The organism is bacterium (assembly GCA_030690305.1).
GTDB lineage: Bacteria > Patescibacteriota > Minisyncoccia > Phycocordibacterales > JAGLPS01 > JBBUCK01.
The window spans coordinates 59,481-75,617 of record JAUYHB010000020.1; the positions used below are offsets into that span (position 1 = coordinate 59,481).

At 44.3% G+C, this 16,137-nt stretch carries 12 protein-coding genes; 10 read left to right on the forward strand and 2 right to left on the reverse strand.

Annotated elements, in window-relative coordinates; translation table 11 throughout:
- Positions 1 to 147 precede the first annotated feature (147 nt).
- The 5 genes from Q8O71_02080 (at position 148) to Q8O71_02100 (ending at position 6,530) form a co-directional block, all read left to right on the forward strand.
- The gene (locus tag Q8O71_02080) at positions 148 to 2,316 is read left to right on the forward strand and encodes a polyribonucleotide nucleotidyltransferase (protein ID MDP2705167.1); all 2,169 of its coding nucleotides are present in this window, start codon (positions 148 to 150) and stop codon (positions 2,314 to 2,316) included.
- Positions 2,270 to 3,439 (forward strand): hypothetical protein, encoded by a 1,170-nt coding sequence (locus tag Q8O71_02085; protein MDP2705168.1) that lies wholly within the window; start codon positions 2,270 to 2,272, stop codon positions 3,437 to 3,439. Before Q8O71_02080 ends, Q8O71_02085 begins: the two co-directional genes overlap by 47 nt.
- A 42-nt stretch (positions 3,440 to 3,481) precedes the next feature.
- Positions 3,482 to 3,847, forward strand: coding sequence for a TraR/DksA C4-type zinc finger protein (locus tag Q8O71_02090; GenBank protein MDP2705169.1), 366 nt, complete (start codon positions 3,482 to 3,484; stop codon positions 3,845 to 3,847).
- Between the two features lie 6 nt (positions 3,848 to 3,853).
- Entirely contained in the window at positions 3,854 to 5,404 is a 1,551-nt protein-coding gene (locus Q8O71_02095) for a YifB family Mg chelatase-like AAA ATPase (protein ID MDP2705170.1), read from the forward strand.
- 61 nt (positions 5,405 to 5,465) lie between these two features.
- A complete protein-coding gene (locus tag Q8O71_02100; GenBank protein MDP2705171.1) occupies positions 5,466 to 6,530 on the forward strand; it encodes a hypothetical protein in 1,065 nt (354 codons plus the stop codon).
- On the opposite strand, the gene Q8O71_02105 is transcribed toward Q8O71_02100, so the two are convergent.
- The gene (locus Q8O71_02105; protein ID MDP2705172.1) at positions 6,487 to 8,037 is read right to left on the reverse strand and encodes a nitrilase-related carbon-nitrogen hydrolase; all 1,551 of its coding nucleotides are present in this window, start codon (positions 8,035 to 8,037) and stop codon (positions 6,487 to 6,489) included. The genes Q8O71_02100 and Q8O71_02105 overlap by 44 nt on opposite strands.
- Before the next feature lie 174 nt (positions 8,038 to 8,211).
- Complete coding sequence (locus tag Q8O71_02110; protein ID MDP2705173.1) at positions 8,212 to 9,159, reverse strand: peptidoglycan DD-metalloendopeptidase family protein; 948 nt, start codon at positions 9,157 to 9,159, stop codon at positions 8,212 to 8,214.
- A 316-nt stretch (positions 9,160 to 9,475) separates the two neighbouring features.
- Between Q8O71_02110 and Q8O71_02115 the strand changes: the two genes are divergently transcribed.
- The 5 genes from Q8O71_02115 to Q8O71_02135 all read left to right on the forward strand — a co-directional run bounded on the left by Q8O71_02115 (position 9,476) and on the right by Q8O71_02135 (position 16,135).
- Entirely contained in the window at positions 9,476 to 11,419 is a 1,944-nt protein-coding gene (locus tag Q8O71_02115) for a UvrD-helicase domain-containing protein (protein ID MDP2705174.1), read from the forward strand.
- A 2-nt stretch (positions 11,420 to 11,421) separates the two neighbouring features.
- On the forward strand, positions 11,422 to 12,225 hold the full coding sequence (gene rsmA / locus Q8O71_02120) for a 16S rRNA (adenine(1518)-N(6)/adenine(1519)-N(6))-dimethyltransferase RsmA (protein ID MDP2705175.1): 804 nt from the start codon (positions 11,422 to 11,424) through the stop codon (positions 12,223 to 12,225).
- A 17-nt stretch (positions 12,226 to 12,242) separates the two neighbouring features.
- Positions 12,243 to 13,226 (forward strand): hypothetical protein, encoded by a 984-nt coding sequence (locus Q8O71_02125; protein MDP2705176.1) that lies wholly within the window; start codon positions 12,243 to 12,245, stop codon positions 13,224 to 13,226.
- Positions 13,227 to 13,357: 131 nt separating this feature from the next.
- Positions 13,358 to 14,155 carry a hypothetical protein gene (locus tag Q8O71_02130; protein MDP2705177.1) on the forward strand — a complete coding sequence of 266 codons (798 nt, stop codon included), beginning with the start codon at positions 13,358 to 13,360 and terminating at the stop codon, positions 14,153 to 14,155.
- A gap of 12 nt (positions 14,156 to 14,167) precedes the next feature.
- The gene (locus Q8O71_02135) at positions 14,168 to 16,135 is read left to right on the forward strand and encodes a hypothetical protein (GenBank protein ID MDP2705178.1); all 1,968 of its coding nucleotides are present in this window, start codon (positions 14,168 to 14,170) and stop codon (positions 16,133 to 16,135) included.
- The last annotated feature ends 2 nt before the right edge of the window (positions 16,136 to 16,137 follow it).

Genomic DNA, 16,137 nt, shown 5'->3' on the forward strand with positions numbered 1-16,137 from the left:
TGGAGAGTGTGTGGGTGTGTGAGAAAGTCTTGAACAAAAAATAGGTTTTGTTAGACTGGCATCATTACTAGGTTAATCGGTGGTCTTTGGATAGATAGATTTGAAAGACACTTTCAAGTCTGGAATCCAAGGATCACTCCACAATGTATGCAGAAAAAAGAATATTCGTTTGAGTTCGCAGGCAGGCCTCTCGTTGCCGAGTTTAGCGACCTTGCTGACCAGACAAACGGTTCAGTAATGGTTCGTTATGGAGACACTGTTGTTTTGGGTACTGTGGTTATGTCAAAGAACCCAAAACCGGATATCGGCTATTTCCCTTTGACCGTCGATTACGAGGAAAGATTTTACGCGGCAGGACTTATTCTCGGAAGTCGCTTCGTACGGCGTGAGGGAAGACCGTCGGAAGAAGCAATTTTGAGCGGACGAATTACCGACAGAACCATTCGGCCTCTTTTCGACAGAAATTTAAGAAACGAGGTTCAGGTTGTCATTACCGTTTTATCGCTTGGTGATTATGACCCCGACGTTCTTGGCGTTATTGCCGCCTCACTTGCCTTAGGCACTTCGGATGTTCCGTGGGACGGACCGGTAAGCGCCGTGAGAATCGGAAAACTTAAAGGAAAAAACGAATTTGAAACCAATCCGACGTTCGCCCTCCGACAAAACGATGACTTTGAAACCGACATTCTCGCCTGCGGGAAAGACGGGGTCATCAACATGATTGAGATTGGTGCGAAAGAAACGGGAGAGGAAACAGTGCTCCAGGGACTTGAACGTGCAAAAGAAGAAATTGAAAAAATTCAAATTTTTCAAAAGAAAATAATTTCGGAAATAGGAAAAGAAAAACAGGAGATAAAAATTGAAACACTTTCTTCCGAAGCCCGCGATTTATTTAAGGAAAAGTTTGCTTCACGCCTGCATGAGTATGTGTTCACCGGAGTGCCGGGAAAGGCAAGAATCGAGGAATCAAAAAATGAATGGCTTGCGGCCGTTTCTGAAACTCTTCCCGAAGAAAGGACCCTTCTTGCGGGAGAATATTATGAAGAAAAACTTGATGAGCTTGTACATGAAGAAGCGATCAAAAAAGGAAATAGGCCCGATGGACGGAAACTCGACGAACTGCGTCCTCTTTATGTCAAAGCGGGAGGTGTGTCGCCCGTGCTTCATGGTTCCGGAATTTTTTACAGAGGCGGAACCCATATACTTTCCGTAGCCACTCTTGGCGGACCGGGCGATTCGCAACTTATCGATGCCATGGAAGAACAACAGACGCAAAAGCGTTTCATGCACCATTATAATTTTCCGCCATTCTCAACAGGTGAAACAGGAAGAATAGGATCGACAAACCGCCGCATGATAGGACACGGCGCCCTTGCCGAAAAAGCGCTTGCTGCAGTCATTCCTCCCAAAGAAATATTTCCATATACCGTTCGTGTCGTATCCGAAGCAATGGCTTCAAACGGTTCAACCTCTATGGGTTCGGTGTGCGGAGGCACGCTTGCCCTTATGGATGCGGGGGTTCCGATTCTCGCTCCCGTCGCAGGTATCGCTATGGGTCTTATGATGGAATCTCACGACACATATAAAGTTTTGACCGACATCCAGGGACCGGAAGACCACCATGGCGATATGGATTTCAAAATTGCCGGGACCCGAAACGGCGTAACTGCGGTTCAGCTTGATGTCAAAATCAACGGGATACCGACGGCAATTCTTAAAGAAGCCCTTGAGGGCGCAAGAAAGGCCAGACTTGCCATTCTTGATGTCATTGAAAAAGAAATTCCTGCTCCACGAACAGAATTGCCCGCAAACGCGCCGAGAATTACGACAATAAAAATTAAAAAGGAACAAATCGGATTGGTTATCGGCTCGGGAGGAAAAACAATAAACGAAATCAGAGAGAAAACAAAAACGGAAATCGACATTGAAGAAGACGGAACGGTCTTTATTACCGGAAAGGGAGATGGACCGGGAGAAGCGGCACGAATTATAGGTGAAATGACCCGTGAATATAAAGCGGGAGAAACATTTGAAGGAGAGGTCGTTAAAATTACCGACTTCGGGGCCTTCGTTAAAATAGGAGCGAATGCCGAAGGACTTGTCCATGTTTCGGAAATTGCGCCCTTCAGAATCGAAAGAGTGGACAGTGTGCTGAAGGCTGGAGACAAAGTTCCTGTTATTATAAAGGGGATAGACGAAAAAGAAAGAATAAAACTTTCTATTAAAGACAGGGACCCGAACTTCATTAAAAAACCCGAACTTAATCACAATGCCCCCAACAAACCTCCCTACACAGGACACCAACACGGACAATAATTCCTTGTCCTTAAATCAAAACGAAAAAAGTACCGTCCCGGTAATAGACGAGAGCTCACCGCTTACGCAAGAAGTGGCGGGAGAGTTGGCACGGATGGAAGAAAAAGCGGGAGTTCTTGAAAATCTTGGAAACAAAATGTCGAAGAATCAGTTCGATGCTTTTGCCAAACAGAGAGAAATCAAACAGTCTACGCAAGCGCCCGTACAAGACAATCGTCCATCGCGTGTACAAGAGCTTATACGTAGTAAATATTCCGATTACCCGATCAAGCCGTTGCGTACATATCGCGGCGATGTCGAGGAAGCGATTCAAAATAAAAACGCGTCCGTTACAAGCATCGCTATCGCGGAAAAAAAACGAAAGGAAACAAGAGGGGAAAAAACATCTACCCAAAAAAGAGCGGGACCGCAGAACATGCTTATCGTTATTCTCATTCTTGTCCTTGTGATTGCGGGCGCAGGTTCATTGTTTATTTTTCTGTATGCAAAATACGAACAGAGCAAAGCGGTAATCACCCTCTATAAGCAAACTATTGTTCCTTCCGATACCGGAACCCAAATAACATTTATACCCGAATCAATTATTCAAAACCGTCTTTCAATACGGGAGAACATTCTTTCCAAGGAAGCGAAAATCGGGTCGGTTGTTTACTTTGACCTCATAAAGAACATGGGCGGAGAAAAATTGGCGCCGACTTCCGTGCCCGTCAGTGAGTTGGTCTCCGTTATCGCGCCGTCCATTCCTCCATATCTTGAACGTTCGTTCGAAAAAGATTACATGCTCGGACTTTATGTCCTCTCGGGAAATGAGCCGTTTCTCATAATTAAAACAAATTCGTATGAAACCGCGTTTTCAGGAATGCTTGCATGGGAGGAAACACTTCTTTCCGACGCTACTTCCGTTTTTTTTGCAAGCGACCAGATGTTCGCCACAACGACAGGATCGACAATTTTTGAAGACAAAATTGTAAAAAATAAGGATACGCGCATCGCCAAGAATATAAACGGGGAAACAGTTCTTCTGTATTCCTTTCTTGATAAAAAAACGCTGATTATCACCACAAAAGAAAGTGTATTTTCCGAAATTCTCGGGAGATATCTCAATTCAAAACTTGTTCGGTAACGTTTTCTTTTCTTACCGCATTACTTTTGTTATCATAGGGCCATGGAACAAAAAAATATCGAGCTTTTCAAAAAGAAAATTGAGGATGAAATGGCTCTCCTTGAAAAAGAGCTTTCTTCGGTGGGACGTAAAAATCCCGCAAACCCCAATGACTGGGAGGCGGTGACGGAAGCTTCGGGAATGTCTGCTGTCGCGGACGCCAATGAATCGGCGGACACAATTGAAGAATATGAAGAAAATACCGCTATTTTGAAACAGCTGGAAATCAGATACAACGAATTAAAAGGTGCTCTTAAACGCATCAAAGACGGGGCATACGGAATGTGCGAGAAGGGTGGTGAACCGATTGAGCAGGAGCGCTTAGAAGCAAATCCCGCCGCGCGCACATGCAAGGCGCACATGGAGTAAGCTTATATGTTTGGAAAAGTATATAGCGCCCAGCTTTCCTTTCTTTCCGCTCATATTGTGCACATTGAAGTAGACCTCTCCCGAGGTCTATATTCTTTTTCAATCGTGGGACTTCCCGATAAGGCGGTTGAGGAGGCGCGCGACAGAATATCGGCGGCAATAAAAAATTCCGGATTTAAATCACCTAAAAACAAAAATCAGAAAGTGGTTATATCTCTTGCACCCGCCGAACTCAAAAAAGAAGGTTCGTTGTTTGACTTGCCGATGGCTCTTGCTTATCTTCTTGCATCGGAAGATGTTTCTTTCTCTCCCGAAAAACGTTTGTTTCTGGGTGAATTGTCGCTTGACGGGACGTTACGGAAAATTCAAGGTGCATTACCTCTTGTTGAAAAAGCAAAACGTGAAGGGTTTACCGAAGTTTTTCTTCCAAAAGATAACGCGAGAGAAGCGGCTTTTGTTCGAAACATAAAAATTTTCGGAGTACGAAATTTGAAAGAGGTTGCCGAACATCTCGAAGAAAAAAAAGAAAAACAAAAAAAATTTCTTATCGAGCCGCAAAAAGAAACCGCGATTGTCTTTGAAAATGCACCGCAGAAAATAACTTTCGGGGATATAAAAGGGCAAGAAGGGGCAAAACGGGGGCTAGAGATTGCAGCCGCGGGAGGGCACAATATTGCGATGTACGGGCCGCCCGGAACAGGAAAGACCATGCTTGCAAAAGCATTTTGCGGTATCTTACCACCTCTTTCCCGTGAAGATATTTTTGAGGTAACAAGCATTCATTCGGCTACCGGAATCCTAAAGGACGACCTTCTCATACATCCTCCTTTCCGTGCACCACACCACACTTCTTCGTACGTATCCCTCATTGGCGGCGGGACAATTCCGAAACCGGGTGAAGTGACGTTGGCACATAATGGTGTACTGTTTCTCGACGAATTTCCCGAGTTTGAAAGCAGGGTTATTGATTCTCTGCGAGAACCGCTCGAGGAAAGGGTCGCCCGGGTGTCACGGGCACGGGGCTCGGTTCAGTTTCCTGCAAAATTTATCCTTATTGCCGCCATGAATCCTTGTCCATGCGGATATTTCGGAGTAAAAGGAAAATCGTGCGTGTGCAGACCGGCAGATATATTGCGATATAAAAGAAAAATCTCCGGACCGATTATAGACAGAATCGATTTGTGGGTTGAGGTCGCAAACATCGGACATGAGAAACTTATGGAAAAAGGGGAGGGGGTTGATTATGGAGAAACAGCGCGCAAACGGGTATTACATGCGCGAGAAATCCAAGAGAAAAGATTCAAGAGCCTAAATTTACAATTGAAAACCAACAGCGAGCTTGGGCCACGAAGTATCGTTAATCATATTTCTTTGGACACATCGGTAAAAAAGGTGCTCGATGATGCCGCCCGTCGGTTTGATTTATCTCCGCGAATGTATCATAGAATCATAAAGGTTGCCCGTACCATCGCCGATCTCGAGCCTTCGGAAAACATAAAAGAGGAACACCTGTTTGAGGCTCTGCAGTACAGACCGAAACAAGAAGAACGAGGGTAATTTTGAGTTTATATTTGATTGGGGCTATTATTTGTAGAGCGCTACTTTAACCCGAATATTAATGATTAAAAAATATAGGTACCTTATAGTCTTTTCTCTTATGCTTCTTGTCGCTGTAAGTATTTTCTTACTGTGGGACAGGCTGAATCAAAAATTAAATCCTGAAAAAGAAATCTCGGAAGGAGAAGTGAAGGAAACCGTAGCCGACTCAAATATACCGATTTCCCAAAGAGTAACATTTGAAAAAATTTCGGAACCATCACGGGCATTTCCCGAAGAAAGCGGCCTTAATGTTCCGGTATTGCCAATTCCTCAGCCAAAAATGGATAAGGTTACGGAAAGCGAGGGGTTTCTCCCGAAATATGTCACCTTTTTTGAAAATATAAAAAAGGCGGCAGAGGCCGTCCAAGAAGTCGTGGAGAGAAAAGTAAGCACACCAACATCTTCAAGCCCGGGAGCTTTGTCTTCGACATTTTCCGCGACCTCAACGCAGGAAATCAAATTAACGCTCACGGACGAAGAGTTCAACTATCTGTATCCTTCTTATTTTTTACAAGATCTTCAGGATAGCCAAAATCTTCTGAAAGAGTACGACCCGAGCTATGAACCGCTTCCGGAAATAAAAAACGATTCACACGTCCGTTTTGTTCAGGAGAAGATCGTTGTCGCACTGCTCTCCGCAAACATGCTGAACACCGATGAGGCACAGCGGTATATCACGACCATTCGTTTTACACTTCCCCAAATTCAATTTTTTGAGCTTGAATTACGAAAGCAAGCTCTCGAAAATCGCTCCTTCGTGCAAAAAATGACTGATTTTCTCATCGCAAATTTTTCAAAAACAAAACAAGCACCTCAAGGAATCTACCTGGCGGGACTTGCTGACCAACTGAAGAATCTTTTGCTTCCCACGGCACAAGCGGGAGGAGGGGGACCGTGCGGGGAATGCCACATATTACCCGTGTGTGTTCAAGAGGGCGTGGCAACCCCTATAGCAGGTACGGAAACCTGGACGGCTTTTTGCCAGTGCACAGGATGTTTGTATGGGAACGGGTGTCTTGATAGATGTTTCCCCTCAGCTGCTATTTGGGATCCGACGACCGGAATTTGCGGGTGCGGAATATAGAAAAAACAAGCACTGATAATGAAATGATAACGGGCCAGTCTCCAAAACGGGTATAGGGGGTTTTGGTCTCTGAAGGACTTACTTGAACAAAAAGAATCTGGTCTTCAAAAGATGACGATTCTTTTATCACATCCCCCCTTGAGTCAATAAAAAACGATTGGCCGCCGTTTGACGCCTGAAGAAACGGGCGGGCGGTTGAAACCGCCTGGAAACGGGCCATTGTTTTTATTTGACGAAGAAAAAAAGGTTCGTTGCGAAATACTATCTGGCTTGCCGAGTTAACAAGGATTTCCGCTCCTTTATTGGCAAGGGAACGATACAGTGAAGGGGACACTATCCCCGAGCACATGAGCGCACCGATTTTTGTATCCCCAAACGGCACCGGCATTTCAAGAACGTCTCCCGGAATTCGTGTTCTTGAAGAACTGAAGCGTTCAAGCAATGTCTTGTCCTGAAAATACAAAAAGGCTTTAAGAATCACAGGGAGATATTCTCCCCCGGGAATGAGAAATGTTTTGTCTTGTACAGAGAGAATTTCATTATTTTGGGTTCGATATATCATTCGCTCCTTCGTGCCGGATTCATATGAAACGACACTGCTCGTGATAATAAGGCCGTCAGTATCTTTTTTAGAGAAAATGTTTTCAAGCAAAGTCTTGTTGGAGTCATCGGAAAACAGAGTACCCCCTTCCGGAAAAATTACTACGTCAGGCTGTTGGAACCCTTTTTCTTTGGTAATCGCCTTTTCCCATAGTGAACTGAAGTCGTCCTGACTCAAGGACCCTAGTAGTTTTTCTGTGTGAACAAGGGCTATATTAAGAGGTTTTTCTTGGGGTCCTTCCTGGAAAAACAAATTGGGGGCATAAAATAAAAAGAGAAGAAAGAGCGTGACGGGAAAAATAAGGCGAAACTCTTTTTTAAAAATGCGGAAAAGAAAGAAGTTTATGCATACAACAAGAAAACTTAACCCGTATAAACCTACAAGGCGAGACCAAAAAACAATCGGGGTATCAATGAAAACATACCCAAGGTCCCCAAATGTCCAGTGAGGTCCGAGTGTTGCGCCTGGTCCCCATGCAAATACGCCGAAAAGCACGGCTCGGAAATATTCGGAGAGTATCCATAGAGACGGAAGGGTGATGAATGGAAATATTTTTAAAAACTTCAAAGAAAGCAGACCGAATAATCCGAAGGGGAGACTGACAAAAAGAGAGGTCCCGAGCCAGGCTATCGCAAATAAAGGCGCGGCTGACAGGGTGTTATGCACACCCGCCCAGCCTCCCGGGAAAGAATACAAGATAAAACGAAACGTAAGGGAGAAGAAAACAAAACCCAAAAGCCAACCCCCAAGAAACACCTCCCTTCGTGTGTTTTTGTTTTGATTTCCCGTTATTTCAAGAAAAACAAAAAAGGGAATCTGGGCAAGGAGCACTACCCACCAGAAATAAGGTCTTTCAAGTGAAAGAGAGAGAAGAAGCCCGGAGAGAAGAGGTAAAAACCATTTCATTTATAAAATTGTACATTAATTTAGGAAGTTACATACAAAAACCGCCTCAGGGCGGTTTTTGTATTCGGAATACTATCTAGATTGTAAAGTTATTGCTTGGCGCAGCGAATGAGGTGAGGAAGTTCTTATATTATCTCCTACGAGCCGGTGACTGCAACAAAAGAACACCTTTTATTAAAACGGATTTCGGGCGCCACGAACTTCAAAATGAAGGTGACTTCCTGTTGAACGGCCGGTTGAACCAACATACCCGATAACTTCTCCCTGGGAAACGACTTGTCCTACCCTGGCAAGGACTCTGCTCATGTGGGCATACAAGGTCTGAGTACCGTTGTCATGCGCAATAACAACGTAATCTCCATACCCTCCGTTCCATCCGGAATCCCTGCTGATAATCACTACACCCGACGCGGAAGCAAAAACGGGAGTGCCCGACGGTGCCGCAATATCAATTCCGTTGTACCCGTGGAGTCCTTGACTACGAACACCTTGAACCGGGCGCATATAGTACCCTTCATAATGAGGGTATGTTGTCCCTTTAACGCTTGAGCTTGTTATTGTAGCTGTCTGAGGTGCCTCTCCGTCAGGAATAATGACAACACTTCCCACTGCGAGGGAGGCGTTTGCGGAAATATTGTTATATTGGACTATTTCATCAAGGTCTCCTTTGTAGGTTTTGGCAATTTTGGCAAGAGTGTCGCCACTTTTTACCGTGTGTCGAATACCGGAAACCGGCAGAATCACCAGGGTTTGGCCTGGTTTGATGGTTGAACCACGTAGATTGTTGCCCCAGACGATAGTGTTGACCGATACGTTAAACATTTTTGCGATTTGCGACAGGGAGTCTCCTTCGTGAACAACATAGAGGCTGATTTGGTCACTTGAGGGGCGAACTTTCCCATATTCATCTCCACTTGGTCCAGTCTCAGGCAATAAAGCTGAGTCGTCAACAATAACAAGGTCGCCACCACCGCTTGCCGGGTTGAATGTGGGGTTGAGAACCCCTTGGAGTAAGGCTATATTTTGGGAATTAGCCTCGCGCTCATTAACAAAAGTAACGCGATTTATAAAATCAGAAAAAAGGGAAAGGAAGCCGGCGTGAAGACCGTTCGGAAAAAACATTATCGCAAGTAAAACAAAGACAACAGGATTCTTGAAAAGCCCGAAAAAAAGTGATTTTGTCGCCTGGTTTCTAGCTAAAGATTGGTTGCTAGGAAAGCCAGGGTCCTGGAAAGTGGGTAAAATAAGCCCTATTTTAATGATAACTCATCCTTCTCAGAAATAAATGGCTCAACTGAGCCATTTTTGGAAAAATCAGTATATTGCTGTATATTTGTGGATTATAGTCTCTGAGAACCAAAAGTCAACAAAGGAAACCCGCCGGTGTTGATAACAAAATTATGGTTTTAGGAAGTGTTTTTGAGAGATTTACAGAAAAATGGAAGAGAAAAATTTTGCTCATCTTAACAACAAACAGAAAAAAGCCGTCCTAACTACACAAGGACCTCTGCTTGTTCTTGCGGGGGCAGGAGCGGGAAAGACAAAAACAATCACTTCCCGAATTTTCCACTTGATCAAACAAGGCACTTCTCCGGAAGAGATTCTAGCCATCACATTCACAAACAAAGCGGCAAGAGAAATGAAGGAACGGGTTAATTCCTTGCTCGAGCATGACCCGGGCACCGCACTGTCTCCCGAAGAGAGACCTTTCATAAGTACATTTCACGCGCTTGCGGCATATATTTTGAGAATTCATGCGAAGGAGGCGGCATTGCCGAAACATTTCAAGATTTTTGACGGAAACGACTCACGAAGGGCGGTAAAAGAAGCCATTGAGCGTTCGGGACTCAATCCGAAAGAAGTGGACCCGGGAAAAATACAAAATATTATCTCCCGAGAAAAAGGTGAAGCGTATACCGTCGAGGATTACAAAACAAATGTCGGCAGAGAAACAGGTTTAGTGGAAAATATATGGACCCACTACGAGCGGATTTTAAGAGAAGAGAGGGCCCTTGATTTCGACGACCTTTTGCTCAAGGCGTTTTTGCTCCTGAAGGGAAACGAGATTGTTAGAGAAACATACCAAAATCGATGGAAATATATTCATGTCGACGAATACCAAGACACAAACAAAATTCAGTATCTTTTAGTACGACTTCTTTCGGAGAAACATCAAAATCTTTGCGTCGTCGGCGACATTGACCAAAACATCTACAGCTGGAGGGGCGCGAAACTGCGTAATATCCTTGATTTCGAGAAAGATTATCCAAAGGCAATTGTCATTCTCTTGGAGGAAAACTACCGCTCTACCCAGACAATACTCAACGTCGCAAACACAATCATTGAAAAGAACAAATACAGAAAGAGCAAGCGACTATTTACTCAAAATTCTATTGGAGAAAAAATAGGTTTATTTGAGGGAGGAAACGAGACGGAGGAAGCGGAATTTGTGGCGGCACAAACAGCACACATTATTTCAAGCGGAGTCCGCCCGGAACACATTGCCGTTTTATACAGGGCGAATTTCCAGTCTCGGGTTCTTGAGGAAGCGTTTTTGGCGCGCACTATTCCGTACCAACTTATCGGAACGAAGTTTTTTGAACGCAAAGAAGTCAAGGATACGCTTGCTTTTATTCATGCGGCCCTCAATCCGGAAAGTTTTGGCGACATAAAACGTATTATTAATCTTCCTCCCCGGGGTATCGGAAAAGTGACACTTTTGAAAATATTTGAAGGAAAAGAAGAGTCTCTGCCTCAAAAAACAAAAGAAAAAATTAAGGAATTTAAAAAACTGATTGAACGCATTAAAAATTATCTTCCGGAACACACTCCCTCGGAAAGCATAAAATACATCATGGAAGAAACGGGCATGAATGCGCTATATGAAAAAGAACTCGATACACTTGAAAATTTGAGGGAATTGGTGACTCTTGCGTCCCGATATGACGAGCATGGACCAAATGAAGGGTTGGAACGATTTCTTTCGGACGCCGCCCTTGTCGCAGACCAGGATGAACTGGAAGACGGGAAAGAGGGAGTGAAACTTATGACTGTCCACGCTTCAAAGGGCCTTGAGTTCGAACATGTCTTCATTGTAGGACTGGAAGACAACCTTTTTCCCCATCGGAGAATTGACGAATCGAAAGTGAGCGAGGAAGACAAGGAAGAAGAGCGACGGCTTTTTTATGTTGCGCTTACCCGGGCAAAAAAGAAATTGACTCTCTCGTACGCCCAGACACGAACGCTCTATGGCACAAAAACGGTAAGTATGCCATCAGAGTTTATTTTTGATATTCCACCCGAGTACCTGGAGAAAAAAGACTGGACGATTGACGAAAAAAGAAAAAGAGGAATTGCGGCGATTTTTAGCATAGAATTCTAGATATGAATTCCGGACAACCTTTGGGTCAGCATTTTCTCCGCTCCGCCAAAGCATTGGCGGATATTGTTTCAGCCGCATCCCTTACTCCATCGGATACCGTCCTTGAGATCGGACCGGGGGAGGGGGTACTCACAAAAGAGTTACTCGCCCATGCGGGGAAGGTAATCGCCATAGAAAAAGACCCTGTGCTCGTCGAGTTTCTCAAAAGTCGGTTTGGAAATGAAATCGGAACCGATAAACTTCTGGTGATTGAAAAAGATATAAGAGATTTCTTTCCTGAAAAGTACGGTCTCAAAAAAGGAAAGTACAAACTTGTCGCAAATATTCCTTACTATATTACGGGAGAAATCCTAAGAAAATTTGTTGGGGGGGAAACCCCGCCATCGCACGCGGTTCTTTTGGTTCAAAAGGAGGTCGCCGAACGTATCGTCGAAAAAGACGGTAAAGGGAGCCTTCTTTCTATATCGGTAAGAGCGTTTGGGGAACCGAAAAAAATGGCAGTGGTGAAAAACACCGCTTTCAGCCCCCAACCAAAGGTCGATTCGGCAATTCTTTCAATAGAAAACATTTCGGATAAATTTTTTGACGATATCTCGCAAGAAACGTTTTTTGAAACGGTAAAGATAGGATTTTCACAAAAAAGAAAACAATTGAAAAATAATTTGAATAAAAAATTCGGGGAAAGCGCCGTTTCGGGTACGTTTAACACATGTTCAATCCCCGAAAAAGTTCGGGCTGAGAAACTAAGTTTGTCGCAGTGGAAGTGTCTCGCGCGTGAATTAAATAAAGCCTCTTCACACAATTAAGGTGTTACAATACTCGTATGGGTTGGTTAAAGAGCAGGTGGTTTAAAATCGGTATCGCCGTAATTTTTGCGGGGGGTCTTTTGTGGTGGGCTATAACAACCGTAAGCAAAGACACATACCGTTCGGAAAATCTTTCAATAGACAGCTCCGTCAGAACTCTTCTTTCAGCACAGGCGCAGCAGGACGGAGACAACGATGGACTGAAAGACTGGGAGGAAGCGTTGTGGGGCACATCTCCTTCAAATGCTGATACGGACGGGGACGGTACGATAGATGGGAAGGAGGTGATGCTTGGAAGGAACCCCGCGGTTGCGGGCCCGAATGACACACTGACCCAATCACAACTCGACGAAAAAACAAATTCCGGTCAAGAGGACTTAACTCTCACGGATAAATTTGCGAGAGAGTTTCTTTCCTCATACCTCACTCAAAAACAAGGGGGCGGGACAGTGGGGGCAGCATTTGAACAAGACCTTTTAAGCAAAGCGCTGGACCAGAATGCCATATCAAGGGGGAAAGTGTATACAAAAAATGACGTCACAGTAACTACCCAAAACGATTCCCAGTCAATTAAGGATTACGCCAATGCTGCGGGAAAAACTTTCAGAGTAAACACTCTTCCCCAAAGCGCGTATGACCCGCTTCTTATTTTGCAAAAGGCTTTTGAAAAAGAAGACGAGAGTGAAATCAAGAAATTGAAAGACATATATGAAACAAGCAGCAGAATAGTAGCCGACTTGCTTTCTGTTAAAGTCCCTTCAGACCTGGCAGAAAGGCATGTTCGACTTCTCAATGCAATGAGTGTTGTTTCCGAAAACTTCAAGGGGATGGGTGACGGATTAAATGACCCGTTAAAGGCAATGCTTCATGTCCAGATGTATTACAATTCGTCCGTAGTGGAAATGCGGAACTCCGTAAAGGGAATCGGTGATTATCTCCGTGAACAGGGCGTTGTTTTTCAACAGGAAGAGGATGGTACTCTAATTATGAATACGATATAATTTCAGGTAAGGATTTTCTATAACGAACGCAGTTCGGCATAATGCACCCGTATAATAAAAAAAGTTTCTTGGGACAAAAGGTTGTGGCAGCACTACTTGTATTTGTTTTTTTCTTTTCCAACCTTGCTTTTATGCCACAAAAAGTTCAGGCCGCTGTACCTACATTTGACGTAGGACTTAACCCTGCATTTGCAGCATATACTGCAGCATTTACAACATATGCCGGAATAGAAACTGCAAACACAACATCTCTCACAGTAAAAGAAACCATCCTTGACGCCATTGCTTGGGCTGCCGCAAAAGTTATTATCCAGAACATGCTTCAAAGTATTGTTACCTGGGCCCAAAACGGCTTTAATGGTGGACCGTCTTTTATCCAAGACCCTGAAGGGTTTCTACGGGACGTTGGGGACCAGACAGCAGGACTTGTGATTAGCGACATCGCGCCTTTTCTCTGTGAACCTTTCCGTATCTCTCTTCAAACAAACCTTTCTTTGAGTTATTCTCTGCCTGTTTTTGATAAAATTGAATGTACACTTTCCGATGTCATCGACAACATTGACGGTTTCTTGAATGGAGATTTCACACAAGGAGGCTGGGATGGGTGGTTTTCAATGACACAAAACAAAAGAAACAACCCTTACGGAGCGTTTCTCTTGGCACAGTCGGAACTGAATGTGCAGGTGGCAAAAAAACAGGGAACAGAACTTAAGTTTCTTGATTGGGGACAAGGCTTCTTTTCGTTCCGTGATGCTGACGGACTTGTTCAGACCCCGGGAAAAATTATTGAGAACCAGCTAAATCATTCCCTAGGCTCTGGAACACGCTCACTTGAAATTGCTGACGAAATTGATGAGGTAATCGGCGCTGTTGTCGCGGGCCTCGTCACACAGATGTTTAGCGGTGGTAGTGGTTTTCTTGGACTTTAAATTTTGATAATAATGTTTAAAAGAGAGAATAAAAAAATCTTCCTGAAACTCCTGTCATCCTTCTTACTGTTGCTTCTTGTCCTTGTTCCTTTCTTTGTAAATGCACAACAAGCCTCGACTCAGGAAAGCGGGGAAAAGTGTGGCTGGACTAACATGGCCGGATGTATAGAGATGGCGTGGGGCAAACTTGTAGGCTCCATAGCGGATCTTATTCTCAGTCTTGCGGCATTTGTTACGTTTGCGGCAGGAACATTATTGGACTTCGTCATTAAATACACAATTGTTGATATGTCTGCGAATGTAGGTGTAATTACCGGGATCAGCACTGCTTGGGCGGCGTTACGAGACCTTGCGAACATTTTCTTCATATTCATTCTCCTTTACGCGGCTATTGCTACCGTCCTTCAGATGGGAGGAGTAAATACAAAAAAAATAATCACCCGGGTGATTATTATTGCCCTTCTCATAAACTTCAGTCTTTTCTTCACGCGGGTGATGATTGATGTGTCCAACGCCCTTTCGGTTGGCTTTTATAATGCCATTTTAAGTGGTGTTTCCGGAAGTGACGGCATTTCATATGCATATATGCAGAAACTTCTGCTCACAACCGTTTATCAACCCGGTAGTGGTGCTGGTGCTGACCTTACAAAGTTTCCGGAGGTAGGGTTTTTGGGTGCAATATTTTTCCTTGTAGCCGCCTTTGTTTTTCTTGCCGCAGCCGTAATGTTCATCACCCGTTTTGTTGTGCTTGTTTTCCTCATGATCACTTCTGCCCCTGCTTTTGCAGCTATGGCCCTCCCTAATGACAAATATTCCGGAGATTGGTGGAAAGCTTTGTGGGACCAACTAATTTTTGCCCCTGTTTTCTTTATTCTTTCATGGGCAACTCTTCAGGTGCTTGATGGTGCACTGGGCACCTTGGGCGCAGGAGCAAGCTTAAAAGACGCCATTGCAGGGAGTATGGATGCGAACGGAAACAAAACTGCGATTCCGGGTGCAGCCGCTGTGTTTGCCAACTTCGGAATCGCAATAACATTCATGATTGTTACTCTTACCATTTCTAAGAAACTTGCCGGAAGTGCCGGAAAAGGAATTCAGAGTTTTGTAGGTGGGGTTGTTGGTGGAGCAACTATTGGCGGAGCCGCGTGGCTTGGCAGGCGAACATTGGGTTGGGCTGGTGACAGATTAAGCCAAAACACTTCCTTACAAGGAGCTGCAGGTCAAAATAATCTTGCGGGGAAAGCTGCTCGATTAACTCTTCAGGGTACCAAAAACTTATCGAGGGCAAGTTTTGATGCGCGCAATATAAAAACACTCGGTATTGGTGAAACTATTTCTAGAGAAGGTAGTTTGGGTAAAGGAAAAGGCCAGGGTGGTTATGTTACAAGTAAGGACAGCCAAAGAGAAAGGGTACTTAAGGATGACCAGCTAAGGGTTGCTGGAGCGAGAACAGCAATTGTTTCGACTGGTTTGGCGCCTACAGCCACAGGTGCGGATATTCTTGCTATGCAACAACAAGTGAGCAAAATGAGTACAAACGATATTGAAAATACAAGCTTAGCAAATTTGCAAAGAAGTGAGTTTGCCACAGGATTATCACACAGTCAAATGGAAGACATTAAGAAAAGCACTAAGTTTACACAAACAGAAAGTAATTTGATTGAAAATAGACGCGATGCAGGACTTGTCAATCTTTGGAATGCATCTGGATCAGCAGGACTGTTCGCGGTTACAAAGCGTGCTAAACCAAATGAGATGGCAGAACTTCCGCAACCAATCCTTGTTGATCCTAACTTCGCACAACATTTAAGTGTCCCTGCGTTACAGCGCATAACTAATGAAGGGACTCTTGGTTTCGTCGATAAAGCATTGGTAAGAGCTAATATTATTGCTGCAGCCGCACTTCCGACTAACATAGGGAATGTCCAGCTTCAGAAAACGGCATCGTGGCTTGCGAGCCCGCAGGGCAGCATCTTCTAAAA